Source organism: Streptomyces sp. NPDC029139, from assembly GCF_055564335.1.
Genome location: NZ_JBVHWN010000004.1, coordinates 99,668 through 125,884 on the forward strand (window position 1 = coordinate 99,668; position 26,217 = coordinate 125,884).

Here is a 26,217-nt window from a genome sequence, read left to right on the forward strand (position 1 = left end):
ACGGCCACGCTGACCGGAGGTACTGAAAGCTCCCTTTCCCTTACCTGTGAATTCCCTGAGAAACCTCGGGGAAGAGCGCCGCGCCGTTGCCGTACAGCACCCGCCGCATCCAGTCGTCCCCGAGCCCGAGCCGTTCGAGGGCGTGGAGCTGATGGGAGTACGGATACGGGATGTTCGGGAAGTCGGAGCCGAGCAGTATCCGGTCCCCCAGCTCCCGCAGGCGGGGCAGCTCGGCGGCGGGGAAGGGCGCGAGGCGCTCGCTGAAGTCGGTGAAGGCCATGGTGGTGTCGAGGTGGACGCCTTCGTACCGCTCGGCGAGGTCGAGGAAGTCGGTGTACTCCGGCATCCCCATGTGCGCGACGATCAACCGCAGCCGGGGGTGGCGGGCGAGCAGCTGTCCGACAGGCCCGGGGCCGGTGAACTTTCCGGGGGCGGGCCCGGAACCGCAGTGGATGACGACGGGCACGCCCGCGTCCTCGATCAGACCCCATGTACCGCTCAGCAGAGGGTCGTTGGGATCGAACGCCCCGACCTGGAGGTGCACCTTGAAGACGCGGGCTCCGCCGTCGATGGCCCGGCGTACGTATGCCGTCGCGTCCAGCTCGGGGAAGAGGGTGGCGGTGTGCAGACAGCCGGGCGTCCGGGCGGCGAAGTCGGCGGCCCAGCCGTTCAGCCACCGCGCCATACCGGCCTTGTGCGGGTAGAGCATCGAGGTGAAGGCGAGGACCCCGAACTCCCGGAGGAGGGCGACCCGCCGGTCCTCCTCCTCGCGGTAGGTGATGGGCCACTCCATGCCGGTCAGGGGGCCGACGGAGTCGAAGTACGCCCAGACCTTGTCGAGGACGTTCTGGGGCATGAAGTGGGTGTGGACGTCGACGAGCCCGGGGATCCCGAGCCGCGCGACGATCTCCGTCGGCTCTTCCCCGGTCAACGCCGTGGCTCCGCTCGGGCGGCGAGGACGGCGGTGCGGTACGGCGGTTCGAGGGCCGCCACCAGGCGTGGGGTCATGTGGATCAGCCTCCGTCGGGCGGACCGGGGGTGTCCATACCGACGGCCGGAAGGCATCCAAGTCTTTACGGGAGGGACGGCCCTGTCCTCACAGGGGGATCAGCCCGTCAGGTGGGGAAGAGCCCGTCCTGGACGTCGGTGTTCGCCCTCCTGACGGGCACGGTGACGGACGGCGTGCCGGCCTCCGCCGCGACGAGGCCCCAGCCGCGCATCAGACGGGTGTCGAGGGCGAGGCAGTGCCCCTCGGAGTCGAGCAGATGCAGGTCGGGACCGGCGGCGGCGAGGAGACGTCCGGCGACGAGCCCGTCGTCGCGGAGCTCGGTGACGGTCCCGGAGAGCGGGGGCAGCCCCGCGAGGCCGAACGCCTCACCGTGGTCGTACGCCTGGAACTCCAGCCGCTCCAGAGTCTCGGTCCACCCGGCGAGAGTGGTGGCCCGCCCGTACAGCTCCTCGATCTCGCGGCGGCGGGCATCGGGAGCCGGCAGCTCGTGCCGGACGGCGCGCTTCTGCGCGTACGGGATCCGGTCGGGCACCTTGAGGGCGTGCCGCAGCAGCTCCTCGGTCCGCCGCGCGGCCATGAGCGGCCCTCGCCCGAGCCAGCCGAAGGCGACGGCCCCCTGCTCCAGGAGCCGGGCGTCACCCCGCTGCTCGGCGGTGATCCCGACCTTGGTCATCCCGGGTCCGAACCAGGCGAGGTACACGCGGTACGTCCGCGGATCGTCGGCGATCGTGTCGGCGGCGACCGAGTGGGCTCGGTCGAGCCGCGCGCACTCGGGGCACTGGGCGCCGGTGGCCCGCGCGGGAACGGACGCTTCCAGCGGGCAGGGGTTGCCGCGAGCGCCCGGGCAGAGCCGCCGGCCGACGGCCCGGAAGGAGATCTCCTGCCCGTACGCGAGCAGGGACACGCGCCCGCCCTCCCAACGGAGCCCGGGCACACCCCCGGCCCACGTCATCCCGGCACACCGCCACACCACGCGCTCGCTCCACCCGTCGGTCGTCGTTGCCCAGTCTCGCAGCCGGGCGACCGGGCGGTGCGCTCTCCGGCGCGGTCTCCGCAGCACGGGGCCTCCGTTACGGCCTCCGCGGGGGCTTCCGTTACGGCCTCCGCGACCGCCTCCGCCGGGGCTTCCACCACGGCCTCCGCCGGGGCTAGCGCTACGGCCTCCGCTACGGCAGCACGTAGATCCGCGCCCCGCCGCCGGCGGACCCGGTCTGCCGCATGCACCCGCGCTCGACGAGCAGCCCGACGCAGTCCCGCACACGCTCGACCGCGAGCCCGGTCCGTTGTGCGATCTCCTCCAGCCGGTACCGCGCCCCACCGCGCACGAGCGCGGGCGCGAGATAGGCGGCGACGGCGTGCACGTCGCCGGTGACGGCGAGATGGTCGGCGTGCCAGGACGCGAGGAGTTCCTGGGGGGTCATGGGGGGCCGGTCGCGCTGGGCGGGGACGGCGAGCCGCTCGAGGGAGTCGGCGATGCGCGAGAGGCTCCGGTTCTGCTCCCGCATGACCGCGATGCGCTCCGATTCGCGAGCGGCGAACTCCTCGTCGCGCCGCAGGTTCCACTCCTCGAGCCGCACGATGATGTCGGCGACGGCCTGGGGCATGGCGTACCCGGAGTGCACGGGAGACGCTTCGAGGGCGTAGGAACCCTCGCGCTGGACGGTGGCGACGACGTCGGAGACCCAGGCCCTGAAGGGCTCGGCCTCGGGCTTGGTGCAGGCGTTGACGAGTTGGAGGAGCCCTTGGAGATTCACCATGCGCAGGGACTTCTTGAAGCCGTGACCCGCGATGTCGCGCGAAGCGTCGCCCTGGCCGACGCTTCGTACGAGATCTCCGACGGATGTTGCGTGGTGGGGCGAGACGGTGTGCCTCAGGGCGTCCCGCGTGTTGGCGTACCCGAGACTCCCGGCCACATCGACCGCCGGGAACCAGTGCGTCCCGTCCGGCATCGTCAGCCTCCGCATGCGCGCGCCCGTCGCCGCGTACACGAAGTCGTTGATGTCGATCGCGTCCTTCATCTGCCCGTACTGCTCGTCCTGCCTGTACTGCTCGTCCATCGAGCCTCACCTCCACCGGGGAAGGTAGGCCGACGGCATATTCAATTGTCATGAAATCAAGGGACGTTCACCCGAAAGAAGAAGGCCCCCGGGGAACCGGGGGCCTCACGCGCACCGCCGCGGCGGGACGAGCAGGACTAGCGCGCGACGAACTGCGTCAGGATCGCCTGCACCTCGTAGATGTCGACACCCTTGGTGAAGGTCTTCTGGACGGGGACGGAGTTGCCGGAGATCCAGATCTTCAGCTCGGCGTCGAGGTCGAAGGTGCCGGCCGTCTCCACGGCGAAGTGGGTGATGCTCCGGTACGGGATCGAGTGGTACTCGACCTTCTTGCCGGTGAGGCCCTGCTTGTCGACGAGGACCAGCCGCCGGTCCGTGAAGAAGATGGTGTCGCGGATCAGCAGATACGCGGCGTGGATCTGCTCCCCCTGACCGAGCAGCCGCGCGTAGTCCTGCTGCGCCTGCGCCGGATCTATCTTGTGTGCGTTTCCGAACAATGCCATGCCCAACCCCCACGATCAGAAAAGAGAACGATCTTCAGACTAACGGTCACGCCCCGGCCGGCCCGGGCCCGATCCCCGGGCTGGGCGGGGGCTAGCCCCACAGGAGGTCCGCGATCTCCCCGAGCCAGTACTTCACGCGATGCCGGCGGCTGCAGAACCGCTTCGGCCTCCGCCATCGACTCCGCTCGTCCAGCGGCCGATGGCACCACTTGCACTGCTTCACGCGCACCCGATCCCCCATGGCCGCGACTGTAGCGGCCACCTCTGACGCGGTGCCCTGTCGCCCCGTTCCGCCCGGCCCCACCGGCCCGGAACACCGCCAGGACCTCCTCGAGTCGCCGCGACCACAGGACGCCAGAACCCGCGTCACCCGGTGGGTGATCCTCGGCCGGCCGCCCGTTCCCTGGGCCCCCGGAGCTCCTGGGCGGGCTATACACCCCACGCTCTGACCGAGGCGTCGCGGGGACCGCGACCCTCCACCCTCAGCCACGTCCGCCCCTCCGGCTCATCCGGTTGCCGCACTCCACTGCTGTAGGGCCCCAACGCCAGAGGCCCCGGACTCTCGTCCGGGGCCTCTCAGGCTGTGCACTCGGCAGGATTCGAACCTGCAACCTTCTGATCCGTAGTCAGATGCTCTATCCGTTAAGCTACGAGTGCTTGTGCTTCCCGGCTTTTTTCTTGCCGGTCGGCGTTGCGTGGACAACATTACATGACCTGCGCCGTAGTGCGAAATCCATTAGCCACACCCCCTCTGACCTGCGGAAACGCCATTCGGGCGCTCCTCGGGCAGGTCCGTCGCGTCCGCCGTACGGGTGGTCCCCGGCGAGTCGGCAGCCGGTGAGGCCAGGTGGGGGCGGGGGAGAAACCAGGGGTGGAAACGGCCGAAGCCCCGGCCGTGTGGGCCGGGGCTTCGGGTGGGGCGGAGGCGGAGGGATTTGAACCCTCGATGGGCTTTAAGACCCAAACCGCATTAGCAGTGCGGCGCCATAGACCGGACTAGGCGACGCCTCCCCGCATCTCTCGCGCGGGCGCGAGTGGTGCGTGCAGATGATGACACAGGCGAGCCGCGTGCCACCAATCGCTTTCACCGTACTAGCCCTCCGGGGCCGAGAGCAAAGCCCCTCGGCCCATCCCGGTTGCGCAACGAACGGCAGTACGGAGCGTTAGAGGAGACGGGCCCGAGCCCATCGCACCGACCCGCCTCTCTGGAGTACGCATGCTGCACCGCCTCGTCCTCGCCGCCCTCGCCACGACCGCCGCCGGCGCCGCCGGGCTCGGGCCCGTGCCGCCCCTGTCCCTGCTGTCGCCGCCCGACGTCCTCACCGTGACGATCAGCGAGAGCAGGCACCCGGGCGCCGACGGCACGTACCGGCTCGACTGCGGCGGCAGCACGCCCCGCGGAGACCACCCCGCCGCCGACCGCGCCTGCGCGCGCCTCGCCCGGCTCGCCAAGGACGGGCAGGACCCCTTCAAGCCCGTCGCCGCGGACGCCCTCTGCTCCCAGCAGTACGGCGGGTCCGCCCTCGCCCACGTCACCGGCGACTGGCAGGGGCGCCCCGTCGACGCCCGCTTCTCCCGGGCCAACGGGTGCGAGATCGACCGCTGGGAGAACCTGGAGCCCGTGCTGCCCCGCGTGCGCGGATGAGGTGAGGATGACGTTCGGATGTTGCCGGGGGCATGAGACCTCCCCCCGCGACCGCCCGCGCTGCCCTTAGACTCCTTGCAGTGACAGGCTGCGGCCCGAGGGGCAAGATGGGGCCGGCCAGCCGGGCAAGGTGCAGTGGGTCAGGGAGGAAGCGTCGTCGTGAGCAGCAGGCCATCCCGAGGCGCTGCTCGCCTCGCAGCCATACTTGACGCCCTCCCCGACGGCCTCGTGCTCGTCAACTGCAACGGCACGGTCGTCAACGCCAACACCATCGCCCTCGGCATGTTCGAGACCCCTGGCACCGCGCTCGTCGGGCGCGGGCTGCTCGATCTGCTGCCGAGCTTCGACTCGCGGCTGATCCCCGGCTCCATGCGGCGTCCCGAGGGCGCCGACGAGCGGGGCCGCACCAAGCCGACGCGGATGATCGCCCGGCGTACGGACGGCAGTGAGTTCGCCGTCGAGGTGACCAGCGCCAGCCTCGAGGACGGGCGCGAGGCCTACGACTCGTACAGCGCCTACACCGGCGACGAACTCCTCATGCTCGTCGTCCGTGATCTCACCGGCACCCTCGACACCGAGGCCGAACTCGCCCGCTCGCAGCGCCAGACCGAGATGATCCTGCGCGCCGCCGCCGAGGGAGTCGTCGGCACGGACACCGACGGGCGGGTCGTCCTCGTCAACCCCGCCGCCGCGCAGATCCTCGGCTTCCGCGCCAGCGACCTCGGCGGCAAGGAGCTGCACCCGCTGATCCTGCACTCGCGGGCGGACGGCGAGCCGTTCGCGTACGAGGAGTCGCCGCTCGCCGACACGCTCAAGTCGGGGCGCAAGCACCGCGTCCGCGGGCAGGTGTTGTGGGCGAAGAACGGTTCGCGGGTACCGGTCGACCTGACGACCGCGCCGGTACGGGACGGGGACCAGCTCGTCGGCGCGGTGATGACCTTCACGGACCGCCGGCCGTACGAGCAGCTCACCGAGGAGCACGCGGCCGAGCTGGCCGGCCTCACCACGAAGCACGCCGCCGAGCTCGCGGAGCTCACCGAGCGGCACGCGAGGGAGGCCGAGCGGCAGAAGGAGCGGTACGAGGCGCTGGCCGCCCGGCACGAGCAGCTGACGGCCGTGCTCGGCGAGTCGCTGCGCGGGCCCCTGGAGGAGCTGCGCACGGAGCTGGCCACCCTCGCCGCCGACGACGCCGGCCAGCTGTGGCCGGAGGCCAACCAGCTGCTCCACCACCTGGCCGCCGGGTACGCCCGGATGACCACCCTGGTGGACAACGTCCTCGGCTACCAGCGGCTCGACACCGGGGTGGAGACGCTCGACAAGTCCGTCGTCCTGCTCGACGGGGTCGTGACGGCGGGTGTCGACGGCGCCGTGGAGCTCATCGGACCCGGCCGGGCCCAGTTCGCCGTGCACGCGCCGCCGATCGAGGCCGAGGTGGACGCGGGACGGCTCGCGACCGCGCTCGCGCACCTCGTCGCGGACGTCGCCGGTGTGGACTCCACCGGCAAGGCACGGGTGGTGCCGGGCGCCGGATACGCCGACTCGACGATCGTGGTGGCGGCGGCGCAGCGCGGTGACGTCGTACGGATCGAGGTGCGCGGGCCGTACGCCGGCGGCGACCCGGTCCACCAGCCCATCGTGCGCGGGATCGTGGCCGCGCACGGCGGTGTGGTGCAGACGCACGAGGTTCCGGGGACGAGCGGCGGCGCGTACGTCCTGGAGGTGCCGCTCGGCGCCGGCAAGGGCACCGTCGCCGCCCCGCCCACCGCGCCCGCCGCGCCCGCCCAGCTTGCCGTGCCCGGAGCTCCCGCCACGCCCGCCGCGGAGACGCGGTCGGGGTCGGGTGTCGCGGAGACGCGGTCCGGCGCGGGGGTGCAGGGCGCGCCTTCCGGTGGGCAGCTCGCGCTGCCCGCGCAGGCCTCGGAGACCCAGGGGGGCGGACGGCGGCGCGCCCGGCGGGCGTCCACCGACGCGTTCCTGGAGAGCCCGGTGGTCCCCGAGGGGACAGGCGCGGAAACCGGGGCCGGGACGGGCGCGGGGGCCGGTGCGGTCGGGCCGACCGGCCGTCGCCGGGGTCGTACGGAGGAGGCTCCGGCCGCCCCCGCGGAGCTGATCCCCGCCCAGAACGCGGGCGACACGGATGCTGTCGAGCCGACCGGGCGCCGTCGTGGCCGGCCCGCCGAGGGCGCCGTGGTGATGGCGGCCGAGGGCGCGCAGGGACGCGCCGCGCGCGGACAAGCCGTGCCCCCGCAGGGTGTTCCCGTACCCGCCCAGGGCGCTCCCGCCGAGGCCCCCGCCCTCTCCCGGGCGGCCCTTCCGGCCGTGGCGAGTGGGGAGCAGGCGGCCGAGGGCCGGCCCACCGGTCGGCGGGCGCGTCGCGCGCTCGCCGCGCAGGAGCGGACCGCGGCCGCCGAGGCCGGGCCGCGTACCCCATTCGCGCTGCCTCCGGCCGACGCGGACCGCGCCCCGGAATCCGAGCCGCCGCCCGCGCCGGGTCCCGTACCCGCGCCGCAGGCGATGCCCGCCGCTCAGCCCCTCCCGGAGCCGCAGCCGCAGCCCCTGCCTACGCCGATGCCGATGCCGGTGAGCGACGAGGGGCGGCACGACGCCGTGCGCTCCGCGCCGGACGCCGACCACACGCCTCCGCAGCCGCACCCGGTGCCCGGGCCGACCGGTCGCCGCCGGGGACCGGGTGTCGCCGACGAGACCCGTACGGGCACCGGATCCGTACCGCTGCCTCCCGAGATGCCCGCGCCTGCCGCGCAGGTCCCGCCGACGGCCGCGCCGAAGGACACGACGCAGAGTGGGCGTGCGTTCAGTGTGCGGACGCTCGGGCAGGGCGTTCCCTTCGCCCAGCAGATCGCCGCCCAGCAGGCGGGCGGGCAGCAGACGGGCACGCAGCAGACCGGAACCCAGCCGACCGGCGCGCAGCCGACCGGGCAGAGCAACGGCTCCGGGCGTCGGCGCAAGCTCGCCACCCCGCCCGAGGGCGACCGTCCGGTTCCGGCCTCGACCCCCGCCCCCGCCTCGGGGGTCGGGCCGGAGGCCGCCGCCAAGCCGCATCCGCAGCCCAAGCTCGCCCCGCTCGCTCCGGCGGCCCCCGAAGGACGCGCGTACGCCATAGGGGCACCCGCCGAGGGCGCCGCCGAGGGCCCCGAGCCGCTCGACGGCCCCGGGGGCGCGGTCGAGGTCGCCAACAAGCCCCTCCCGCAGCCCGTCGACGACGAACTGCCCCCGGAGCCGCTGGACAACCCGCGCCGGCTGCTCGTCTGGCCCGCGCCGGACGTCTCCACGCAGCAGGCGCTGAGCGACCGCGGCTACCGCCCGGTGATCGTCCACTCCCGCGAGGAGGTCGACGCCCAGATCGCCGCCTTCCCGGCCGCGCTCTTCGTCGATCCGCTGACCGGGCCCATCACCCGGACCGCGCTCCAGTCGCTCCGCCAGGCCGCCGTCGCCGCCGAGGTGCCCGTGCTGCTCGCGGCCGGGCTCGGCCAGGCGACGCGGGAGGCGGCGTACGGTGCCGACCCCGCCGTCCTCCTCAAGGCGCTGGCGCCCCGCGACAGCGAGCAGCACCCGTCGAGGGTGCTGCTCATCGAGGAGAACGAGGACATCGCGCAGGCGCTCGCTGCGACCCTGGAACGGCGCGGGATGCAGGTGTCGCGGGCGGCGACGGACACCGAGGCCGTCACGCTGGCCGCGCAGGTCCGGCCGAACCTGGTGGTGATGGACCTGATGCAGGTACGCCGCCGCCGGGCCGGGATCATCGACTGGCTGCGGGCGAACGGGCAGTTGAACCGCACGCCGCTCGTCGTCTACACCTCGGCGGATCTCGACGAGGCCGAGCTGCCGACGCTGTCGTCCGGCGAGACGGTCCTCTTCCTGGCGGAGCGCTCCAACAGCCACGAGGTCCAGGCCCGGATCGTCGACCTGCTCGCGAAGATCGGCACCAACTAGCTCCGTGGAGCCGGTTGGTGCCGATGTGAGCTCGGAGCCCGGGGCAGGACGCTGAGCGGGCCGAGGGCCGGCGGCGGGACTCGGGGCGGGACTCTGGTCGGGCCCGGGCCCAAGCCGAGTCGCCGGAACAGGACGCTGAGCGGGCCAGGACTCGGGGGGTCTCTGATCGGGCCCGGGCCGGAGCTCGGGTCAGGACTCTGAACGGTCCCGGGCCCGACATCGGGTCAGGGCCCGGGCCGGGACCCGGACCCCCCGTGCGCGGCCCGGGCCGGGACCCGGACCCCGCGGGCGCGTCAGATCTGGGTGACGTCCAGCTCGCCCTCCGCGTACTGCTTGCGGATCACCTTCTTGTCGAACTTGCCGACGCTCGTCTTCGGCACCGCCGGCACGATCGCCCAGCGCTCCGGCAGCTGCCACTTGGCTATGCCGCCCTCGGTGGCCAGGAAGACCTTCAGCGACTCGTAGTCGGCCGTCGCGCCCTCCTTGAGGACCACGGTCGCGAGCGGGCGCTCGCCCCACTTCTCGTCCGGTACGGCCACGACGGCGGCTTCGGCGACCTCGGGGTGCGCCATGATCGCGTTCTCGAGCTCGACCGAGGAGATCCACTCACCGCCCGACTTGATGACGTCCTTGGCGCGGTCGGTGAGGGTGAGGTAACCGTCCGGGCTGATGACGCCCACATCGCCGGTCTTCAGCCAGCCGTCCTCGCTGAACTTGTCGGCGGGGCGGATCGCCTCGCCGTCGACACCGCCGAAGTACGAGCCGGCGATCCAGGTGCCGCGCACCTCCAGCTCGCCGGCCGACTCGCCGTCCCACGGCAGGTGTTCGCCGCCGGGGCCGACCAGCCGGCCCTCGACGCCGGCCGGGAAGCGGCCCTGCGTGACGCGGTACGGCCACTGCTCCTCGTCGGTCAGTCCGGCCGGCGGGTGGGCCATGGTGCCGAGCGGGGACGTCTCCGTCATGCCCCAGGCGTGACAGAGGCGGACGCCGAGCTTGTCGTACGCCTCCATGAGGGAGGGCGGACAGGCCGCGCCGCCGATGGTGACCTGCTTCATGGAGGAGAGGTCGCGCGGGTTGGCGGTGACCTCGGCGAGCAGGCCCTGCCAGATGGTGGGAACGGCGGCCGCGTGGCTGGGCTTCTCGCGCTCGATCATCTCGGCGAGCGGCGCGGGCTGCAGGAACCGGTCCGGCATGAGCATGTTGATGCCGGTCATGAAGGTGGCGTGCGGCAGGCCCCAGGCGTTCACGTGGAACTGCGGGACGACGACGAGGGTCGTGTCCTTCTCCGTGAGGGCCATCGACTCGGCCATGTTGACCTGCATGGAGTGCAGGTAGATGGAGCGGTGGGAGTAGACGACGCCCTTCGGGTCACCGGTGGTGCCGGAGGTGTAGCACATGGCGGCGGCCGACCGTTCGTCCAGCTCGGGCCAGTCGAAGGTGGTGGGGCGGCCCGCGATCAGCTCCTCGTAGTCGTGCACGCGGGGCGCCACGCCGTCCAGGACGGAGCGGTCGCCGGGGCCCGCGACGACGATGTGCTCGACGGTCGGCAGGTGCGGCAGCAGCGGCGCGAGCAGCGGGAGCAGCGAGCCGTTGACGAGGACGACCCGGTCGGCGGCGTGGTTGACGATGAAGACCAGCTGCTCAGGGGGGAGCCGCAGGTTGAGGGTGTGCAGGACCGCGCCCATGGAGGGGATCGCGAAGTACGCCTCGACGTGCTCGGCGTTGTTCCACATGAGGGTGGCGATGCGCTGGTCGCCGGTCACACCGAGTTCGTCGCGCAGGGCGTTCGCCAGCTGGGTCGCGCGGGCTCCCGTCTCCGCGAAGGTGCGGCGCTGCGGCTCCGGCTCACCGGTCCAGGTGGTGATCAGTGACTTCCCGTGGATCGTCATCCCGTGCTTCAGGATGCGGGTCACGGTCAGCTGTACGTCCTGCATGGTGCTCAGCACGGCGTCCTCCCGGTGGGCGCTACGTGGCCGTAGTAAGGGTGTGCAGATTCTGCGCACATACCACGCGGTATGTCACTACCCGGGAGTACTGAAATTGCCAGTGATTACTGGCAGAGGCCGGCCGTCACCGTACCGGCGCCAGCTCGGGGTCCTCGCGGAGCTTGTGCAGCGCGCGGGACACGGCGCTCTTGACCGTGCCGATCGAGACGCCGAGCACCTCCGCCGTCTGGGCCTCGGTGAGGTCCTCGTAGTACCGCAGGACGACCATCGCCCGCTGGCGGTCGGGGAGCTTCATGACCGCGCGCCACATGGCGTCGTGCAGCACCTGCCGCTCGGCCGGGTCCGGCTCGGGCAGCCCGACGGGCTCCGGCAGCTCCTCGCAGGCGAACTCGTCGACCTTGCGCTTGCGCCACTGGGACGTCCGGGTGTTCACCAGGGCCCGGCGGACGTAGCCGTCCAGGGCGCGATGGTCCTCGATCCGCTCCCAGGCGACGAACGTCTTGGCGAGGGCGGTCTGCAGCAGGTCCTCGGCGTCACTCGGGTTGGCGGTGAGCGAGCGGGCCGTACGCAGGAGGACGGGCCCGCGGGCCCGCACGTACGAGGAGAACGACGGGTAGCCGGCGGCCGTGGAGGCACCGACGCAGACGGGGCCGGAGGGTGGCGGAGTCATGACTCCACGCTAGGAGCGGCTACGTGGCGGCGGATCGGCCCCAGGTCCCGAACCGCACTCCGCCTCAGGTTGTAGGGGTGGGGACAGCTGGACCTCCTGAAGGTGGAGGCCGAGGGAGGGGGTACTCAGGGTCGGCCACCGGCCGGCGCCGGGTCCGGGCGCGGGGGGCGGGTCCGGGCGCGCCGGTGGCCGGGGGCGGGCGTGGGGTGGCCGGGCGGGAGAGTGGACGCGGGTTGGCCGGGGCGCTGGGATGACTGGGGGCGCCTGGCCCGGGCGCGGGGGTGGACGCCGGGGCGGCCGGGGCGCTGGGGTGACCCGGGGGCTGGGGTGACCCGGGGCGCCTCAGTCGTCCGTGCCGAGGATCAGACCGGACGTGGGGACCCCGGTGCCTGCCGTGACCAGTGTCCTCGCCGCGCCGGGTGTCTGGTTCACGGATGTGCCCCGCACCTGCCGTACCGCCTCCGCGATGCCGTTCATCCCGTGCAGGTACGCCTCCCCCAGCTGACCCCCGTGCGTGTTCAGCGGCAGCGCGTCCGCCGCGACGAAGTCGGCCCCCTCACCACGCCTGCAGAAGCCGAACTCCTCCAACTGCATGAGCACGAACGGGGTGAAGTGGTCGTAGAGGATGGCCACGTCGATGTCGGCCGGCGTGAGCCCCGAGGTCCGCCACAGCTGACCGGCCACCACGCCCATCTCCGGCAGACCGGTGAGGTCGTCGCGGTAGAAACTGGTCATCGCCTCCTGGTTCCGGCCGGCGCCCTGGGCCGCGGCGACGATCACCGCGGGCGGATGCCGCAGATCGCGGGCGCGTTCGGCGGAGGTGACGACGATCGCCTGCCCCCCGTCCGTCTCCTGGCAGCAGTCGAGGAGCCGGAGCGGCTCGACGATCCAGCGCGAGGCGGCGTGCTCGGCGAGGGTGATCGGTCTGCCGTAGAAGTACGCGGCGGGGTTGCGGGCCGCGTACCGCCGGTCGGTGACGGCGACATGCCCGAAGGCGTCCGGGGTCAGGCCGTACGCGTGGAGGTAGCGCTGGGCGATCATGGCGACCCAGGAGGCGGGGGTGAGCAGCCCGAAGGGAAGCTGCCAGCCGAGCGCGGCCCCTTCGGCGGAGGGCTCCCGCTGCTGGACGCCCGAGCCGAAGCGGCGGCCCGAGCGTTCGTTGAACGCCCGGTAGCAGACGACGACGTCGGCGACCCCGGCGGCGACGGCGAGGGCCGCCTGCTGGACGGTGGCGCAGGCGGCGCCACCTCCGTAGTGGACGCGGGAGAAGAAGGACAGCTCGCCGATGCCGGCCGCCTGGGCGACGGTGATCTCGGGGCTGGTGTCCATCGTGAAGGTGACCATCCCGTCGACGTCGGCGGGAGTGAGTCCGGCGTCGTCGAGGGCCGCGTGCACGGCCTCGACGGCGAGCGTGAGCTCGCTGCGGCCGGAGTCCTTGGAGAACTCGGTCGCCCCGATCCCGGCGACGGCCGCCCGGCCGCCGAGACGGTCGGCCCCGCGGATACTCATGCGCCCGCCCCCCTCGGCAGCGGCTCCGACCCCTGACGCGGCTTCCGGTCCGGCAGGTCGAGCGTCACCGTGCCCGTGACGTGGTGACCGAGGCCGTTCGCACCGATCACCCGTACCTGGGCAGTGACGCCGTCGGTCTCCGTGACCGTGCCCGTCAACGTCATCGTGTCCCCCGGGTAGTTGGGCGCACCGAGCCGTATCGCCACCTTCCGGAGCACGGCGCCCGGGCCGAAGTGGTCGGTGATGTACCGCCCCACCAGGCCGTTGGTCGTCAGGATGTTCATGAAGATGTCCGGAGAGCCCTTCGCCCTCGCCAGTTCCGCGTCGTGGTGGACGTCCTGGTAGTCGCGGGAGGCGACCGCCCCGGCCACGATCAGCGTGCGGGTGATCGGGATCGTCAGCGGTGGCAGCTCCTCCCCGGCCCGCACGACAGATGTCCGTTCGCCGGCTTTCATGACAGGTCTCCGTTCCCCGGCCCGCACGGCAGGTGTTCGTTCCCCGGCCGTCGCGACAGCAGGTGTGCGTTCCCCGGCCTGCCCGACAGGTATCCGTTCCCCCGCCTTCACGACAGGTCCCCGTTCGCGAGCAGGTCGCCCAGTTCGGCGAGGAGTTCGGTGCCGCAGCCGAGGTACGCGTCGAGCTGCCTGCCCCAGAGGAAGTGCCGGTGGACGGGGTGGTCGAGGTCGGCGCCCATGCCCCCGTGCAGATGCTGCCCAGCGTGGACGACCCGCTTGCCCGCCTCGGACGCCCACCAGGCGGCGGTCAACGCGTGCTCGACGGCCGGCAGGCCCTGGTCGTACCGCCAGGCCGCCTCGTAGGCGGTGACCCGTATCGCCTCCGTGTCCATGTAGGCGTCGGCGGCGCGGAGCTGGACCGCCTGGCGGGTCGCGAGCGGGCGCCCGAACTGCTCCCGTACCGAGGTGTACGCCACGGCCCGGGCCAGCGACCCGGCACAGACCCCGGCCTGGAGCCCGGCGAACGCGATCCGGGCCGCCGTCAGCACGTCCGCTCCGGCGCCGGCACCGCCGATCCGCTCGCCGCGGGCACCGTCGAGGACGAGCCGTCCGGCGGCCCAAGGGGCGGTGAGTTCGACGGGCCCTACGGCGCACTCGGCCGTCGGGACCAGCCGGAGTGTGACCCCCTCCGGCTCCACCACCGGTACGAGCACATGCGTGGCGTCCCTGAGCCAGGCCACCCACTCCACGGCCCCGGTGAGCCCGCCGTCCCCTCCGACGCGGACCTGTCCGGTGGGCGGGAACGCCCCGGTGACCACCGTCGAGCCGTCCCGGATCCCGGGCAGCAGCCTCTCCCGCTGCTCGTCCGTACCGTGCCGGGCGACGGCGAGCAGACCGTACGCACAGCTCGCGGTGAACGGCACCTGGGCCGTCGTACGGCCCTGCTCCTCGGCCAGCAGCACCAGTCCGAGCAGCCCGGTCTCCTCGACCGCGCCCGGCAGCCCGGCCGCGCACAGGGCCTTCCACAGCTCGGCGTCCGTGCCCGTGCCGGCCGCCGTGAGCCGCTCGTGCGTGGCGAGATCACCGAAGATCCGCGCCGCCAGCTCCTGGGCCGCGACCTGCTCCTCCGTCGGCGTGAAGTCCATGTCAGCCCTCACCCCCGTCCTGCGCCCGGAACACCGGCAGCTCCAGCTCCTCGTCCACCCGGAGGAACTCCAGCCGGACCGGCATCCCGATCCGGACCTTGCCGTACGGCACACCGACCACGTTGCTGACGATCCGGACGCCCTCGGCCAGTTCGATCAGGCCGACGGCGTACGGCCCCCCCGCGTCGGAACCCGCCTCGGAACCCGCGTCGGAGGTCGCCGCGTCGGGGTCGGCCGCGTCCGCGGCGGGATCGGGCAGGGTGAAGGCGGGAAAGCGCGGGTGGTGCATCACGACGTACGAGAAGACGGTCCCCGCTCCGCTCGCCTCGACGGTGTCCCAGTCCATCGACCCGCAGGCACCGCAGCCCGGCAGCCAGGGGAAGCGGAGGGTCGCGCACGCGCCGCAGCGCTGGACGAGCAGCCGGTGCGCGGCGACGCCTTCCCAGAACCCGGCGTTGTCCCGGTTGATCACGGGCCGCGGCCGCTTCCGCTTCGACTCCAGCGGCGGCTCCGGCTTCGGCTCCCGTTGCGGCTCCGTATCCGGCTTCCGTACCCCTCCCGGGGCGTACTTGAGAATCCGGAAGCGGTGGGTGCCCGCGAGCTCGCCGGCCGCGCGGACGTCCATCCGGGTCGTGACGAAGTACCCCGTCCCGAGCTTGGTGGTCTTGCGCTCCGACACCGACTCGATCACCGCGTCGAAGGTGATCTCGTCACCGGGTCGCAGCGGTCGCAGATACTCCTGCTCGCAGTCGGTGGCGACCACGGAGGTGTATCCGGCGCCGTCGAGGAGGGTGAGCAGTTCGTCGTACGCCCCGGAGCGGTCGGTGTGCCCGGACAGGCCGCCCATCGTCCAGGCCTGGAGCATGGTCGGCGGGGCGACGGCGTCCGGCCCGGCGTACGCCGGGTCCCTGTCCCCCATGGCCTCGCACCAGTGCCTGATCATCGGCTCGTTGACCAGGTCCTTGCCGACGCCGGCGGTGGCGGCCGCTCGCCCCTCGTACGCCTTCAGCCGGTCATGGATCTCGTACACCGTCGGCCCGCCCTGAGTGCCGTACGCCGTCGGCCCGCCCTGAGTGCCGTACGTCCTCAGCTCGCCCTGGGTGTCGTTCACCGCCGCCCCCGATCCCTCTTCGTACCGCTCATCCCGAGCCGCATCGTCGCGACGATCTCGCGCTGCACCTCGCTCACCCCTCCACCGAAGGTGTTGATCTGCGCGGCACGGTTCATCCGCTCGAGCTCACCGCCGTCGCACTCCCCCGGCGACCCCGCCCTCACGAATCCCGCCTCTCCGGCGATCTCCTGGCATATGCGGTACACCTCCACCGCCGACTCGGTCCCGGCGAACTTCACCCCGCTCGCGTCACCGGGAGCCAGCCGGCCCGCCCCCACATCCGCCACCAGTCGCCAGCTGAGCAGGCGTGTCGCCGCGAGCCGGGCATGCGCCTCGGCGGCACGAATGCGGATCCACGGCTCGTCGATGCGGCACCGCCCCGTCACCGGATCGGGTGTGGCGGCGCGGCGGAGCACCGACGTGAAGAAGTCCTCGGCCTGCATCCCGATCGCGGCGAGCGCCACCCGCTCGTGGTTGAGCTGGTTGGTGATCAGTCCCCAGCCGCCGTTCTCCTCCCCGACCAGATACGCGGCGGGGACGCGGATCCCGTCGTAGTACGTCGCCGTCGTCGTCAGTCCGCCGACGGTCTCGATCGGCGTCCACGAGAAGCCCGCAGCGTCGGTCGGGACGAGCACGATGGAGATGCCCCGGTGTTTGGGGGCTTCCGGGTCGGTCCGGCAGGCGAGCCAGATCCAGTCGGCGTTCTGGGCGTTAGAGGTGAAGATCTTCTGCCCGTCGATCCGCCAGGAGTCCCCTTCCCGTACCGCCTTCGTACGGAGCGAGGCCAGGTCGGTGCCCGCTTCCGGTTCGCTGTACCCGATGGCGAACACGATCTCGCCGCGCAGGATCCGGGGGAGGAAGTACGCCTTCTGTTCCTCCGTGCCGTACCGCATCAGGGTCGGACCGACGGTGTTCAGGGTGACCATGGAGACGGGCGCGCCGGCCCGGTACGCCTCGTCGAAGAAGACGAACTGTTCGTCGGCGCCACGCCCCTGGCCTCCGTACTCCTCCGGCCAGCCGAGCCCGAGGAGTCCGTCGCCGCCGATCCGGTGGAGGAGGGCGCGCTGGCCGGCGGTGTCGGCGGGGGAGGGCGGGCCGTCGGGCATCAGATCGCGGAAGTACGCGCGGAGCTCGGCGCGCAGCCGTAGCTGCCGCTCGGTCGGGGCGAGATGCACGGCGACGGCCTCCCGGGGTGACGGCTGCGGTTTCTGACTGTCCGTCAGATATCGCCGCCGTGTCAAGGTCGCGCGAGAAACGGCCCGCACGCCGACACCAAAGTGCCTTCGTGCGGGCCGTCGTTCACCCCTCGGTCATCCCCCCGTCGGGCCGGGCCTCAACTGTCGGCTAGTACCACCACGGAGAGAAGTTGACCACCACGTTCGACTGGTCGATGGAGGTGAACCCGGAGCCGTTCACACTCGCGGTGTTGTTCTGGTTGGAGGCACCGGAGCCGGTGGCCACCTGCTGCGTGGTCGTCGAGTTGCCGAAGTTGTCGCCACCCGCGCCGCTGCCGATGATGGTGGCGACGCTCGTGTTCGAGCCGTTGTCCGCGAAGCCGCCGTTGTCGGCCTGCGCCACGCCGGCGAAGAGCGCGGCCGCCAGGGGCAGGGCGGCGGCAGCAGCGGCGAGAGCGCGGGCGGTACGGATGCTTGCCATGTATTTTCCTCCAGGAACGGAACTGCGGCTGAAGTGCTGAAGTGCTAGAGCACTGAAGTGCCCCTGTTTCCAAGGCGGTTGGCCGACCACCCCGGTCGTTGTGCTCGACGTCGCGACTCCAGAGTTGCCCACGCAATCCCCGGCGAACCATCCCTCAGCGGCCCATTCCCCCTCAAGCGTGAGGACAAGTCGATAAACCTTTTCCCGCCCTCACCTCCCCTCTTCCTTTATTCGAACTCGTGTACGAAACTAGAGGCATGGCCACCTCCGACCGGCGCTCCGCCACCCTGGCCCTCGCCCACGCGCTGTCCGCGGCAGAGCGTGGGCTCCCCGTCATCCCCCTGTCGGCCACGAAGCTCCCCGGCCTGCGCTCACCGCACCGGGACGAGCCGCTCCCGTACCCCTGCCACGGGGAGTGCGGCCGGCCGGGTCACGGCGTGCACGACGCGACCACCGATCCCGCGGCCGTGCGGGCCCTCTTCGCCGCCGCTCCCTGGGCCACCGGCTACGGCATCGCCTGCGGCCGCCCGCCCCACCACCTCATCGGCGTCGACCTCGACGTCACACCGGCGGACGCGCCCGCGGGGGCATCGCCGGACGCCACGGCCGAACTGCGCCACCTGGCGCTGCGGCATCTGTTCAGCCTCCCGCCCACGGTCACGGTCCTCACACCGAGCGGCGGCCGCCACCTGTGGCTGACCGGTCCGCCGGACGTCGTGGTCCCCAATTCCGCCGGCCGCCTCGCCCCCGGCATCGACATCCGCGGCGCCGGTGGCTACCTGGTCGGACCGGGCTCGGTGACGGCCCGTGGCGCGTACCGGCTCGCTCCGGGCAGCGCGGCCCTCGACCCGGCACCCTGCCCCCGCGCCCTCCTGCGCCTGATCGCGCCCCCCACACCGCCCCGCCGCCCCCACGACGACCTCACCGGCCCCCGCCACGGCCGCGGCCTGGTCCACTTCGTCCTGACGGCCCACGAGGGACAGCGCAACACGCGCCTGTTCTGGGCGGCTTGCCGGGCGTACGAGAACGGCCTCGGCGACGCGCTCGCGGACGCCCTCACCACGGCGGCGGTCCGCACGGGCCTGACCGAACGCGAGGCCCGCGCCACGATCCTCTCGGCGTCCCGCCTCTCGGGCCCACGCTGCCCGGCGACGTAGCGACCTGACGACCTGACGACCCGGCGACCCGGCGACCCGGCGACCCGGCGATCTGACGACCTACGGATCGACCATCCCGGGCCTGACATGCGCGTTCCCCACCCCGCGAGCAGATCGCCGCCCACCGGGTCGGCTCAGTCCCCGGAGTATCCCCAGAAGTAGATCTCCTGCGGCTCCCCCTGGTCGTCGTGCAGCACGGCGCACCGCCCGTACCAACGCCAGTGATCGAACTCCTCGAACCGCGGCACGTGCGCCCGGGTGAGCTTCCGCGTCCCCAGGACGCGCAGCGCCTCCTCCTCGGTCACCTGCTTGACCGTGTGGTAGTCCGGCTCCTCGTCGGGCCCGATGATCCGGAAGATGTCGAGGATCGAGTGCGTCCCGTCGTGCTGCACGACCTCGTGCTCCCACAACTCCTCCTCGGTCTCCGGCCACGGCAGCCGCTCCTCCTCCGGCCGCCACTCGCCGCCGGGGACCCAGTGGTAGTCCCGCTCCTGGAACACCTTCCGCCGCAGCCCCTCGAACGCCCCGACGAGATCCTCCTGATACGACGTTGAGTAGTCCCACCCCGACGCACCCATACCTGCCCCTCCCACGCAGCTCTGCCAGAACGCCGGGAAAGCTAACAGCGGCCACTGACACTCCCGCGCGAACCTGGCAACACAGAGGGCGGGCCCCGGAATCCGGGGCCCGCCCTCTGACCTGCTACTTCTCTGACCTGCAAGCGGTGGGTGTGGGATTTGAACCCACGGTGACTCGCGCCACGACGGTTTTCAAGACCGTTCCCTTAGGCCGCTCGGGCAACCCACCCACGCCCCGCCTCACCTGCTGCGGAGCGGCTACAGCCTACCGGCTGACCGCTCGGGGCGGGGAAGGGCCGGCAAGGCCGGGGGAGGCCCGTGGCCCGGGCCCCGGCCCGGACCCCGGCCCGGTCCGTCAGTTGTCGCCCGTGCGTTCGCCGAGAGTGACCGTCGTCTTCGCCGTCTTGCCGTCCCGTTCGTACGTGATCTCCACCGCGTCGCCCGGCTGGTGCGTCCAGATCTCGCTGATCAGCGTCGGGCCGCTGTCGATCTGGCGGTCGCCGAAGCCCGTGATCACGTCGCCCGCCTTCAGCCCCGCCTTCGCCGCCGGGCCGTCCGGGGTGACGGACGGCGTGCCGCCCGCGCCCTCGTCCGCGATCGTCGCGCCCTCGCCCTTCTCGGTCATGTTCACCGTCGCGCCGATCACCGGGTACACCGGCTTGCCCGTCTTGATCAGCTGCTCGGCCACGTTCTTGGCCTGGTTGACCGGGATCGCGAAGCCCAGGCCGATCGAGCCCGCCTGGGACTGGCCGAAACCGCTGCCCGTCGACTGGATCGCGGAGTTGATGCCGATCACCGCGCCGCTCGCGTCGAGCAGCGGGCCACCGGAGTTGCCCGGGTTGATCGAGGCGTCCGTCTGCAGGGCGCTCATGTACGAGTTCTTGCCGCCGGAGCCGTCGCCCGAGGCGACCGGGCGGTTCTTGGCACTGATGATGCCGGTCGTCACCGTGTTCGACAGCCCGAACGGCGCCCCGATCGCGATCGTCGAGTCGCCGACCGCCACCTTGTCGGAGTCGCCGAGCGGCAGCGGAGTCAGCCCCTCCGGCGCCTTCTTCAGTTTCAGCACCGCCACGTCGTAGCCCTCCGCCCGGCCCACGACCTCCGCGTCGTACGTCTTGCCGTTCGAGAAGGTCGCCGAGAGTGTGCCGCCCTCCGCCGCCGACGCCACCACGTGGTTGTTGGTGACGATGTGGCCTTCCTTGTCGTAGACGAAGCCGGTGCCCGTACCGCCCTCGCCCTCGCTGTCGTCGGCGCCGCCGCCCCCGGACTTCGCCTGGATGGTGACGACGCTCGGCAGCGCCTTGTCGGCCACCGCCGCGACCGTCCCCGGGTCCCGCTTGAACGCCGCCGGGGAGTCGCCCGCGGAGATCGTCGTCGAGCGAGGGCTCTCGTCACCGCGCTCGGCCGCCCAGTAGCCGATGCCGCCGCCCACACCGCCGGCCACGAGCGCGGCCGCGAGGACCGCCGCCACGAGACCGCCGGCCCTCTTCCGCGGGGCCCCCGGGGCGGGCGGGACCGGAGGGACGGGCTCGCCCCAGGACGGCACGGCCGGCGGAGGCGGGGGCCAGCCCCCCGCGCCCGCCGGGGCACCCGCGCCGACCGGGGCCTCCGCCGGAGGGGTCACGGGCAGCGGCGCGGTGGCGGGCTCGGGCCGGGGGGAGTGCCCGGGCGCCGCCGCCGGCCCGGATGCGTCCGCAGCGGGGGGTACGGAAGGGGCTGCGGCAGGGGGCGTGGCAGGCGCGGCAGGCGTCGGAGGGGCGGGAGGGGCGGACGGGGCGTTCGGGTCCGCCGGAACCGCGCTGCCCTCGTTCTCGGTACTCACAGCTCTCTCCTCGTTCACTGCACGGGTGGATGCCCTCGCTAGGGTGCTGCGAACAGCTTTTCCCACAAGGCGTCAGGCCACTGTAAGCCGGACCTGTGTGTTCGCGTCGGATTCTTTATATGCGGACAGAATGGACACCATCCGGTGCGGCCGCCGCGCCAATGGCACCATGACGCGGTGACCCACGCACGGCAGCACACGAACCGCGTCCCCGTCCAGGTGATCGCCCACCGCGGCGCCTCCGAGGACGCCCCGGAACACACCCTGGCCGCCTACGTGAAAGCCATCGAGGACGGCGCCGACGCCCTCGAGTGCGATGTCCGGCTCACCGCCGACGGCCACCTCGTCTGCGTCCATGACCGACGCATCAACCGCACCTCCAACGGTCGCGGCGCCGTCTCCGCCCTCGAGCTCGCGGACCTCGCCGCCCTCGACTTCGGCGTCTGGAGGGGACGCGAGGAGGCCGGCGAGAGCCCGGACTGGAAGGACGCCGGACTCACCTCCGTACTGACCTTGGAACGCCTGCTGGAGCTCGTCTCCGACGCCGGCCGGCGCGTCGAGCTCGCCATCGAGACCAAGCACCCCACACGCTGGGCGGGCCAGGTCGAGGAGCGCCTGCTGGAGCTTCTCAAGCGCTTCGACCTCGCGGAGCCGGCGGCCCCGGAGGACTCTCCCGTACGCGTCATGAGCTTCTCGGGCCGCTCCCTCAGCCGGATCGCGGCCGCCGCGCCGACCCTCCCCACCGTCTCCCTGTCCCAGTTCCTCACCCCGCGGCTGCGGGACGGACGGCTGCCGGGGGGTGCGCGGATCGCCGGACCGTCGATCCGGATCGTCCGCCACCACCCCACCGTGATCCTTCGGCTCCAAAGGGCCGGACACCAGGTCCATGTATGGACGGTGGACGAACCGGAGGACGTGGAGCTGTGCGAGCGGCTCGGAGTGGACGCGATCATCACCAACCGGCCGAAGCAGGTGCTGTCCCAGTTGGGCCGCCTTTGACCCGTTCTCCCCACCCGTATCGAGGCTCACAGGGAGTGCGACGGCGCGTTCAGCCCGTACGCGATCGTCACGAGTGCGTCACCGGAGGCTCATTGGCCGGTTTCCGGTCCAGGCCATTGGGGCATTCACACCGTGGCGTGGGGCAAAGGAGGTCTCGGGGGTGGCGTTGGTGGTGGCACAGGAGGTGCCCACGTCGTCGAGCATGGCCGTACCCCATGGCCCTGCGGGCGTGGGTGAGGCGCGACACCGGATGCGGGAGCAGTTGAGCCGCAGCGGGATGTCCGAATCGGTCGTCGACGATGCGGTACTGATCCTTTCCGAACTGCTCAGCAATGCCTGCCGGCACGGCAGGCCGCTGGGGCGGGCCGAGGTGGGCGACGGGGACGTCCGAGCCGCGTGGCGCATCGACGCGTCGGGGGGCCTGACGGTCGAAGTGACGGACGGCGGTGGTCCGACGCGTCCTGTCCCGTCGACGCCCTCGGTCACCGCGCGCGGCGGCCGTGGGCTGAACATCATCAGCGCGCTGGCTCAGGACTGGGGCGTACGGGACAGCGCGACCGGCGAGGTCACGGTCTGGGTGATCGTCACCGAGGGCCATCGGCGCGAGGACTTCGCGGCGAGGGTCGGCGGCGGCTCGGGCTTCGACTTCCTGGACACGTACGACGACCTGGACTGACGGCAGGCGGGGGTGAGCCGGGCGGGCGGCGGTCGGGAGCGGGACTCCGGTGGGGCGGCGCGCGGTCGGCCGCACCTCGCGCGGGGCACCGATCACCGGGCCGGGCACCGTCGCCCGAGCGGATACGTACGCACCCCCGGGGCGAGCACCGTCGCCCGAGCGGATACGTACGCACCCCCGGGGCGAGCACCGTCGCCCGAGCGGACACGCGCGCACCCCCGGGCCGAGCACCCTCGCCCGAGCGGACACGCGCGCACCCCCGGCCGGGGCGCCGCCAGCGGGGGACGCACCGAGCCCCGCACCGATCGACCCGGCCTGAGCCCCTGATCGCTTCCGTACGGCTAGGCTCGCCCGACACGGAGCCGTGCACCGAGCACGGCCCTGTCGCCACCGCACTGCCGCTATCGGGAGAAAGCCACACCATGGCCAAGAAGCGCCCCCAGACGAAGGCCACCAAGGCACAGGTCACGAACGGGGAGATCCCGGTCGTCGGTGCGCGCGAGCCGTGCCCGTGCGGTTCGGGCCGCCGCTACAAGGCGTGTCACGGCCGGGCCGCCGCACACGCCGTGACCGAACTCGTCCAGCGCCCCTTCGAGGGGCTGCCCGGCGAGTGCGACTGGGTCGCGCTGCGCGAGCTGGTGCCCGCCGCCACCGTCCCGCTCACCCTCAAGGACGGGCTGCCCGAGGGCGTGCCGTCCGTGACGCTCGCGACCGTGCTGCCGATGGCATGGCCGGCGCTGCGCCGCGACGACGGCTCCGTGCTGCTCGCCCTGCAGAACGACTCCTCCTCCGGCGACCTCGCCCGCGATCTCGCCGACACCCTCCAGCGCGCCCTGGAGGCGGAGCCCGGCACGCCGGTCGCTCCCCGCCGCGTGCCCGCCGAGGGCCCTCGCCTGCAGGAACTGCTCGACCCGAACAGCGATTTTGCGCCGGTCGTGCACGAAGGCTTCGAATTCTGGATTCCGGAGTCCGCCGCCGCCTCCGACCCCGAGGTCACCGCCTCCCTGGAGCGCGCCAACGCCGCCGCGATCCCCACCGTCAAGCTGACCGGTGTGGACTCCTCGTACTGGTGCGAGACCCCGGAGAAGAACCACCTGCGCTGGGTCATGCCGCACCCCGAGGAGAAGCTCCTCGACGCGCTGGCCCGTCTGCACGCCGCCGGCACCTCCTCCCTGGGCGACGACACCCGCCTGGTCGGCTCCTTCCGGGCGCACGGCCTGATGGTCCCCGTCTGGGACCTGCCGACGTCCATGACCGCCGACGACTGCGAGAAGCCGGCCGCCGAGTTCGCCGAGCGGCTGGCCGCGGCGCTGGCCTCCGACGCCCCGCTCACGCCGGAGGAGCGCCGGGCGCGCGGTGGTCTCACCAACCGTCAGGTGACGCTCAGCTGACACCTGGGTGACCGTGGTGACTGACAGACCGGTCAGTCGGTGACTTCTGCCACAACTCCCCGTCATGGTCAGGTAAATCCCTGTCCGAATAACCGAGATCGAATTTGCGAACCGCAGATCTCTTGTTACCGTTCTAGAAGCCCGGTCGCTGGTGCATCCCCCGTCGCCAGCGATCGGGCCTTTTCGTACCCGGACGGATCCCGTCCGTGGCTCAACTACCGCCCGCGCCAGCCGCGTTGCTCCCCGACCGCAGCAGCAGCGGCGTACTGTCTCCCTCTCCCGCGCCCGCGAATTCCGCCACCGCCGAATACGCGGAAGCCGCTCCCCGTGCGCGTTCCCGAGGCGTCTCGCAGGCCCCCGGTTCGTCCTGCGCGGGAACGGCGCAGCGCACCTGTACGGTCCGCCCGCCGGGTCCCATGAGGGTGAGCACGGAGTCCAGCCGCTGGCCCGTGGCGTTTCGGTAGTACGTACGCGCCCAGGTGTCGGGCCCCTCCGTGAGGACGCAGGTCTGCGCCTCGATCCCGTCGGGCGAGGTCAGCTCGGGGCCGCAGTGCGAGGCGCGACCGGGGAGGCCCGAGGGCGAGGGCCGGGCGGCGGACGGAGGCGGGGATGCCGGCTGGTCCGCGGGAGTGCCGAGGCCGAGCCCCGGCAGCAGTCCACCGTCCGTCCTCGGCCTCGGCTCGGCGGCGCCGCCGGGCCCCGGACCCGCCGCGGGACCTGCCGACGCGGCCAGCGGCAGCAGCGTGGCGCACACCACGACGGCCCCGAGCCCGATCATGCGGAGATTCATGGGACCCACCTGCCCGGCTGGCTGCGACTCGTGAACGGTGGGCCGAAGATATCGGCGGATCGGTGGCGCACAGCACCCCGCGCGCCCATTTCCCGTACAAGTCGGGCAGCCTCACACCCGTTCGGGTGAGGGTGGGGTGAGGCGGGGGCTGGCGCGGGCGCGGGGCGCAGAGAGGTGGGACATGAAGGCGCCGGCCGCCGAGACACGGGACGGGGGCGCCGGACGGGGAGACGCAGGACGGGGCTGCGGACATCACACCCTGGTCCCGCCCGCCCCGCACCCGCGGCGCCTCCGTCTAGTACGCGAGTCTGCTGCCGCCCCCCGGCGCTCCCGTGCTCGCCTCCACCAACGCGTCCACCACAGCCTCCACGTCCGGCAGCCACGGCCGGGCCGAGCCCTCCAGCGGCGCGCGCTCCCAGTGCACCTGCCCCGTCCCCGCGACCGAGGGCGGCAGCAGCAGATAGCCGCCCTCGCCGTGGAAGCGCAGCGAGCTGGGCACGCTGTCTTTCGCGTAGAGGAGTTCGCCGAGCCGTTCGAGGCTGTACGGGGCGACCAGCAGCGACCAGCGGGTCGGCGTCGCCACCACCGGGCCGAGCCGCATGCCCATCGCGTCGAGGGCTTCGAGAGCGCGCTCGCCCGCGGTGGCGGGAAGGCTCACCGCGCAGGGCGCCGTGCCGCCGGTGGCCAGGACGATCGGGGCCTCCGGACGCCTGGCCCACCACCAGCGGATCATGCGTTCGTCGGTGGTGGCCGCGAGGAGTCCTGGGTCGAAGGGATGGGCGCCGGGTACGACGCACTGCGGGTCGGGGCAGGCGCAGCCGGCCCCTCTGGTCGTACGGGTCGTCGTCTTCAGCCCCACACCGGGCAGTACGGGCCAGTCCCACTCGGTGGCGCAGACGAGCGCCGCGTCGAGCTGGATGGTCCTCTCCTTGCGCCGGAACCGGAACCTGCGTCGCCTTCCGAGGATCTCGCGCATGAGCGCTCGTTCCTTTCCGTTGAACGCCGAATCCACATCACACCACGTGTAGATCTCTTCACCGTGCGTATCAGCGCGTACAAGATCGGCGGATCACCGCCCCGTGCGGTGGGGCGGGAGGGGCCGAGCTGAGGCTCGTCGTCCACTCGAGGGGCGCGGCCTGCGGCGGTG

General features: G+C 72.6%; 22 protein-coding genes and 3 tRNA genes. 6 read left to right on the plus strand and 19 right to left on the minus strand.

The annotated features are described in order from the left end of the window. Nucleotides 1-40 precede the first annotated feature (40 nt). The 6 genes from ACZ4VW_RS11495 to ACZ4VW_RS11520 all read right to left on the minus strand — a co-directional run bounded on the left by ACZ4VW_RS11495 (nt 41) and on the right by ACZ4VW_RS11520 (nt 4,580). On the minus strand, nt 41-931 hold the full coding sequence (locus tag ACZ4VW_RS11495) for an amidohydrolase family protein (protein WP_467960992.1): 891 nt from the start codon (nt 929-931) through the stop codon (nt 41-43). 184 nt (nt 932-1,115) lie between these two features. Next, nucleotides 1,116-1,961, minus strand: a complete 846-nt coding sequence (locus ACZ4VW_RS11500; protein WP_467960994.1) for a DUF2797 domain-containing protein — start codon at nt 1,959-1,961, stop codon at nt 1,116-1,118. Between the two features lie 214 nt (nt 1,962-2,175). After that, nucleotides 2,176-3,066 (minus strand): BRO-N domain-containing protein, encoded by an 891-nt coding sequence (locus ACZ4VW_RS11505; protein WP_467960996.1) that lies wholly within the window; start codon nt 3,064-3,066, stop codon nt 2,176-2,178. A 137-nt stretch (nt 3,067-3,203) separates the two neighbouring features. Further along, on the minus strand, nt 3,204-3,569 hold the full coding sequence (locus ACZ4VW_RS11510) for a PH domain-containing protein (RefSeq protein ID WP_467960998.1): 366 nt from the start codon (nt 3,567-3,569) through the stop codon (nt 3,204-3,206). A gap of 584 nt (nt 3,570-4,153) precedes the next feature. Continuing rightward, nucleotides 4,154-4,226 (minus strand) — tRNA-Arg (locus ACZ4VW_RS11515). A 263-nt stretch (nt 4,227-4,489) separates the two neighbouring features. Beyond that, nucleotides 4,490-4,580: transfer RNA gene (locus tag ACZ4VW_RS11520), tRNA-Ser, on the minus strand. A gap of 205 nt (nt 4,581-4,785) precedes the next feature. Between ACZ4VW_RS11520 and ACZ4VW_RS11525 the strand changes: the two genes are divergently transcribed. Continuing rightward, nucleotides 4,786-5,214, plus strand: a complete 429-nt coding sequence (locus ACZ4VW_RS11525; protein ID WP_467961000.1) for an SSI family serine proteinase inhibitor — start codon at nt 4,786-4,788, stop codon at nt 5,212-5,214. A 159-nt stretch (nt 5,215-5,373) separates the two neighbouring features. Next, nucleotides 5,374-9,165, plus strand: coding sequence for a PAS domain-containing protein (locus ACZ4VW_RS11530; RefSeq protein WP_467961002.1), 3,792 nt, complete (start codon nt 5,374-5,376; stop codon nt 9,163-9,165). Between the two features lie 293 nt (nt 9,166-9,458). Here the strand turns inward: ACZ4VW_RS11530 and ACZ4VW_RS11535 are convergent, their stop codons facing one another. From ACZ4VW_RS11535 to ACZ4VW_RS11570, 8 genes are all read right to left on the minus strand, one after another. After that, a complete protein-coding gene (locus ACZ4VW_RS11535) occupies nt 9,459-11,111 on the minus strand; it encodes a long-chain fatty acid--CoA ligase (protein ID WP_467961004.1) in 1,653 nt (550 codons plus the stop codon). A gap of 124 nt (nt 11,112-11,235) precedes the next feature. Further along, complete coding sequence (locus ACZ4VW_RS11540; protein ID WP_467961006.1) at nt 11,236-11,781, minus strand: SigE family RNA polymerase sigma factor; 546 nt, start codon at nt 11,779-11,781, stop codon at nt 11,236-11,238. A gap of 342 nt (nt 11,782-12,123) precedes the next feature. Next, a complete protein-coding gene (locus tag ACZ4VW_RS11545; protein WP_467961008.1) occupies nt 12,124-13,290 on the minus strand; it encodes a lipid-transfer protein in 1,167 nt (388 codons plus the stop codon). Next, nucleotides 13,287-13,745, minus strand: coding sequence for a MaoC family dehydratase (locus ACZ4VW_RS11550; RefSeq protein ID WP_467961010.1), 459 nt, complete (start codon nt 13,743-13,745; stop codon nt 13,287-13,289). Before ACZ4VW_RS11550 ends, ACZ4VW_RS11545 begins: the two co-directional genes overlap by 4 nt. A gap of 107 nt (nt 13,746-13,852) precedes the next feature. Then, on the minus strand, nt 13,853-14,890 hold the full coding sequence (locus ACZ4VW_RS11555) for an acyl-CoA dehydrogenase family protein (protein WP_467961012.1): 1,038 nt from the start codon (nt 14,888-14,890) through the stop codon (nt 13,853-13,855). A 1-nt stretch (nt 14,891) separates the two neighbouring features. Then, nucleotides 14,892-15,920 (minus strand): bifunctional MaoC family dehydratase N-terminal/OB-fold nucleic acid binding domain-containing protein, encoded by a 1,029-nt coding sequence (locus tag ACZ4VW_RS11560; protein WP_467961850.1) that lies wholly within the window; start codon nt 15,918-15,920, stop codon nt 14,892-14,894. 77 nt (nt 15,921-15,997) lie between these two features. After that, nucleotides 15,998-17,176, minus strand: coding sequence for an acyl-CoA dehydrogenase family protein (locus ACZ4VW_RS11565; RefSeq protein WP_467961014.1), 1,179 nt, complete (start codon nt 17,174-17,176; stop codon nt 15,998-16,000). Between the two features lie 169 nt (nt 17,177-17,345). Then, a complete protein-coding gene (locus ACZ4VW_RS11570) occupies nt 17,346-17,657 on the minus strand; it encodes a hypothetical protein (protein ID WP_467961016.1) in 312 nt (103 codons plus the stop codon). A 257-nt stretch (nt 17,658-17,914) separates the two neighbouring features. On the opposite strand from ACZ4VW_RS11570, the gene ACZ4VW_RS11575 reads away from it, so the two are divergent. Then, entirely contained in the window at nt 17,915-18,814 is a 900-nt protein-coding gene (locus ACZ4VW_RS11575; RefSeq protein ID WP_467961018.1) for a bifunctional DNA primase/polymerase, read from the plus strand. Nucleotides 18,815-18,948: 134 nt separating this feature from the next. On the opposite strand, the gene ACZ4VW_RS11580 is transcribed toward ACZ4VW_RS11575, so the two are convergent. The 3 genes from ACZ4VW_RS11580 to ACZ4VW_RS11590 all read right to left on the minus strand — a co-directional run bounded on the left by ACZ4VW_RS11580 (nt 18,949) and on the right by ACZ4VW_RS11590 (nt 21,214). Then, a complete protein-coding gene (locus tag ACZ4VW_RS11580) occupies nt 18,949-19,392 on the minus strand; it encodes a hypothetical protein (protein ID WP_467961020.1) in 444 nt (147 codons plus the stop codon). Nucleotides 19,393-19,536: 144 nt separating this feature from the next. Further along, nucleotides 19,537-19,621, minus strand: a tRNA-Ser gene (locus ACZ4VW_RS11585). Between the two features lie 126 nt (nt 19,622-19,747). Further along, nucleotides 19,748-21,214 (minus strand): S1C family serine protease, encoded by a 1,467-nt coding sequence (locus tag ACZ4VW_RS11590; protein WP_467961022.1) that lies wholly within the window; start codon nt 21,212-21,214, stop codon nt 19,748-19,750. Nucleotides 21,215-21,391: 177 nt separating this feature from the next. Here ACZ4VW_RS11590 and ACZ4VW_RS11595 point away from each other — a divergent pair, with 177 nt between their 5' ends. The 3 genes from ACZ4VW_RS11595 (at nt 21,392) to ACZ4VW_RS11605 (ending at nt 24,280) form a co-directional block, all read left to right on the plus strand. Next, nucleotides 21,392-22,213: a glycerophosphodiester phosphodiesterase gene (locus ACZ4VW_RS11595; RefSeq protein ID WP_467961024.1), complete on the plus strand. Its 822-nt coding sequence runs from the start codon at nt 21,392-21,394 to the stop codon at nt 22,211-22,213. Between the two features lie 73 nt (nt 22,214-22,286). Beyond that, entirely contained in the window at nt 22,287-22,889 is a 603-nt protein-coding gene (locus ACZ4VW_RS11600) for an ATP-binding protein (protein WP_467961026.1), read from the plus strand. Nucleotides 22,890-23,311: 422 nt separating this feature from the next. Continuing rightward, nucleotides 23,312-24,280, plus strand: a complete 969-nt coding sequence (locus tag ACZ4VW_RS11605) for a DUF5926 family protein (RefSeq protein ID WP_467961028.1) — start codon at nt 23,312-23,314, stop codon at nt 24,278-24,280. A gap of 211 nt (nt 24,281-24,491) precedes the next feature. On the opposite strand, the gene ACZ4VW_RS11610 is transcribed toward ACZ4VW_RS11605, so the two are convergent. After that, nucleotides 24,492-25,070: a hypothetical protein gene (locus tag ACZ4VW_RS11610; protein WP_467961030.1), complete on the minus strand. Its 579-nt coding sequence runs from the start codon at nt 25,068-25,070 to the stop codon at nt 24,492-24,494. Nucleotides 25,071-25,365: 295 nt separating this feature from the next. Then, complete coding sequence (locus ACZ4VW_RS11615; protein ID WP_467961032.1) at nt 25,366-26,046, minus strand: bifunctional DNA primase/polymerase; 681 nt, start codon at nt 26,044-26,046, stop codon at nt 25,366-25,368. Between the last annotated feature and the right edge of the window lie 171 nt (nt 26,047-26,217).

Excerpts from the sequence above, each read along its gene's own strand:
- ACZ4VW_RS11580 (WP_467961020.1), bottom strand. The coding sequence starts at position 19,392 with ATGGGTGCGTCGGGGTGGGACTACTCAACGTCGTATCAGGAGGATCTC.
- ACZ4VW_RS11605 (WP_467961028.1), top strand. The coding sequence starts at position 23,312 with ATGGCCAAGAAGCGCCCCCAGACGAAGGCCACCAAGGCACAGGTCACG.
- ACZ4VW_RS11610 (WP_467961030.1), bottom strand. The coding sequence starts at position 25,070 with ATGAATCTCCGCATGATCGGGCTCGGGGCCGTCGTGGTGTGCGCCACG.
- ACZ4VW_RS11505 (WP_467960996.1), bottom strand. The coding sequence starts at position 3,066 with ATGGACGAGCAGTACAGGCAGGACGAGCAGTACGGGCAGATGAAGGAC.
- ACZ4VW_RS11570 (WP_467961016.1), bottom strand. The coding sequence starts at position 17,657 with ATGGCAAGCATCCGTACCGCCCGCGCTCTCGCCGCTGCTGCCGCCGCC.
- ACZ4VW_RS11545 (WP_467961008.1), bottom strand. The coding sequence starts at position 13,290 with ATGAGTATCCGCGGGGCCGACCGTCTCGGCGGCCGGGCGGCCGTCGCC.
- ACZ4VW_RS11500 (WP_467960994.1), bottom strand. The coding sequence starts at position 1,961 with ATGACGTGGGCCGGGGGTGTGCCCGGGCTCCGTTGGGAGGGCGGGCGC.
- ACZ4VW_RS11525 (WP_467961000.1), top strand. The coding sequence starts at position 4,786 with ATGCTGCACCGCCTCGTCCTCGCCGCCCTCGCCACGACCGCCGCCGGC.
- ACZ4VW_RS11510 (WP_467960998.1), bottom strand. The coding sequence starts at position 3,569 with ATGGCATTGTTCGGAAACGCACACAAGATAGATCCGGCGCAGGCGCAG.
- ACZ4VW_RS11540 (WP_467961006.1), bottom strand. The coding sequence starts at position 11,781 with ATGACTCCGCCACCCTCCGGCCCCGTCTGCGTCGGTGCCTCCACGGCC.
- ACZ4VW_RS11550 (WP_467961010.1), bottom strand. The coding sequence starts at position 13,745 with ATGAAAGCCGGCGAACGGACATCTGTCGTGCGGGCCGGGGAGGAGCTG.
- ACZ4VW_RS11615 (WP_467961032.1), bottom strand. The coding sequence starts at position 26,046 with ATGCGCGAGATCCTCGGAAGGCGACGCAGGTTCCGGTTCCGGCGCAAG.
- ACZ4VW_RS11555 (WP_467961012.1), bottom strand. The coding sequence starts at position 14,890 with ATGGACTTCACGCCGACGGAGGAGCAGGTCGCGGCCCAGGAGCTGGCG.
- ACZ4VW_RS11575 (WP_467961018.1), top strand. The coding sequence starts at position 17,915 with ATGGCCACCTCCGACCGGCGCTCCGCCACCCTGGCCCTCGCCCACGCG.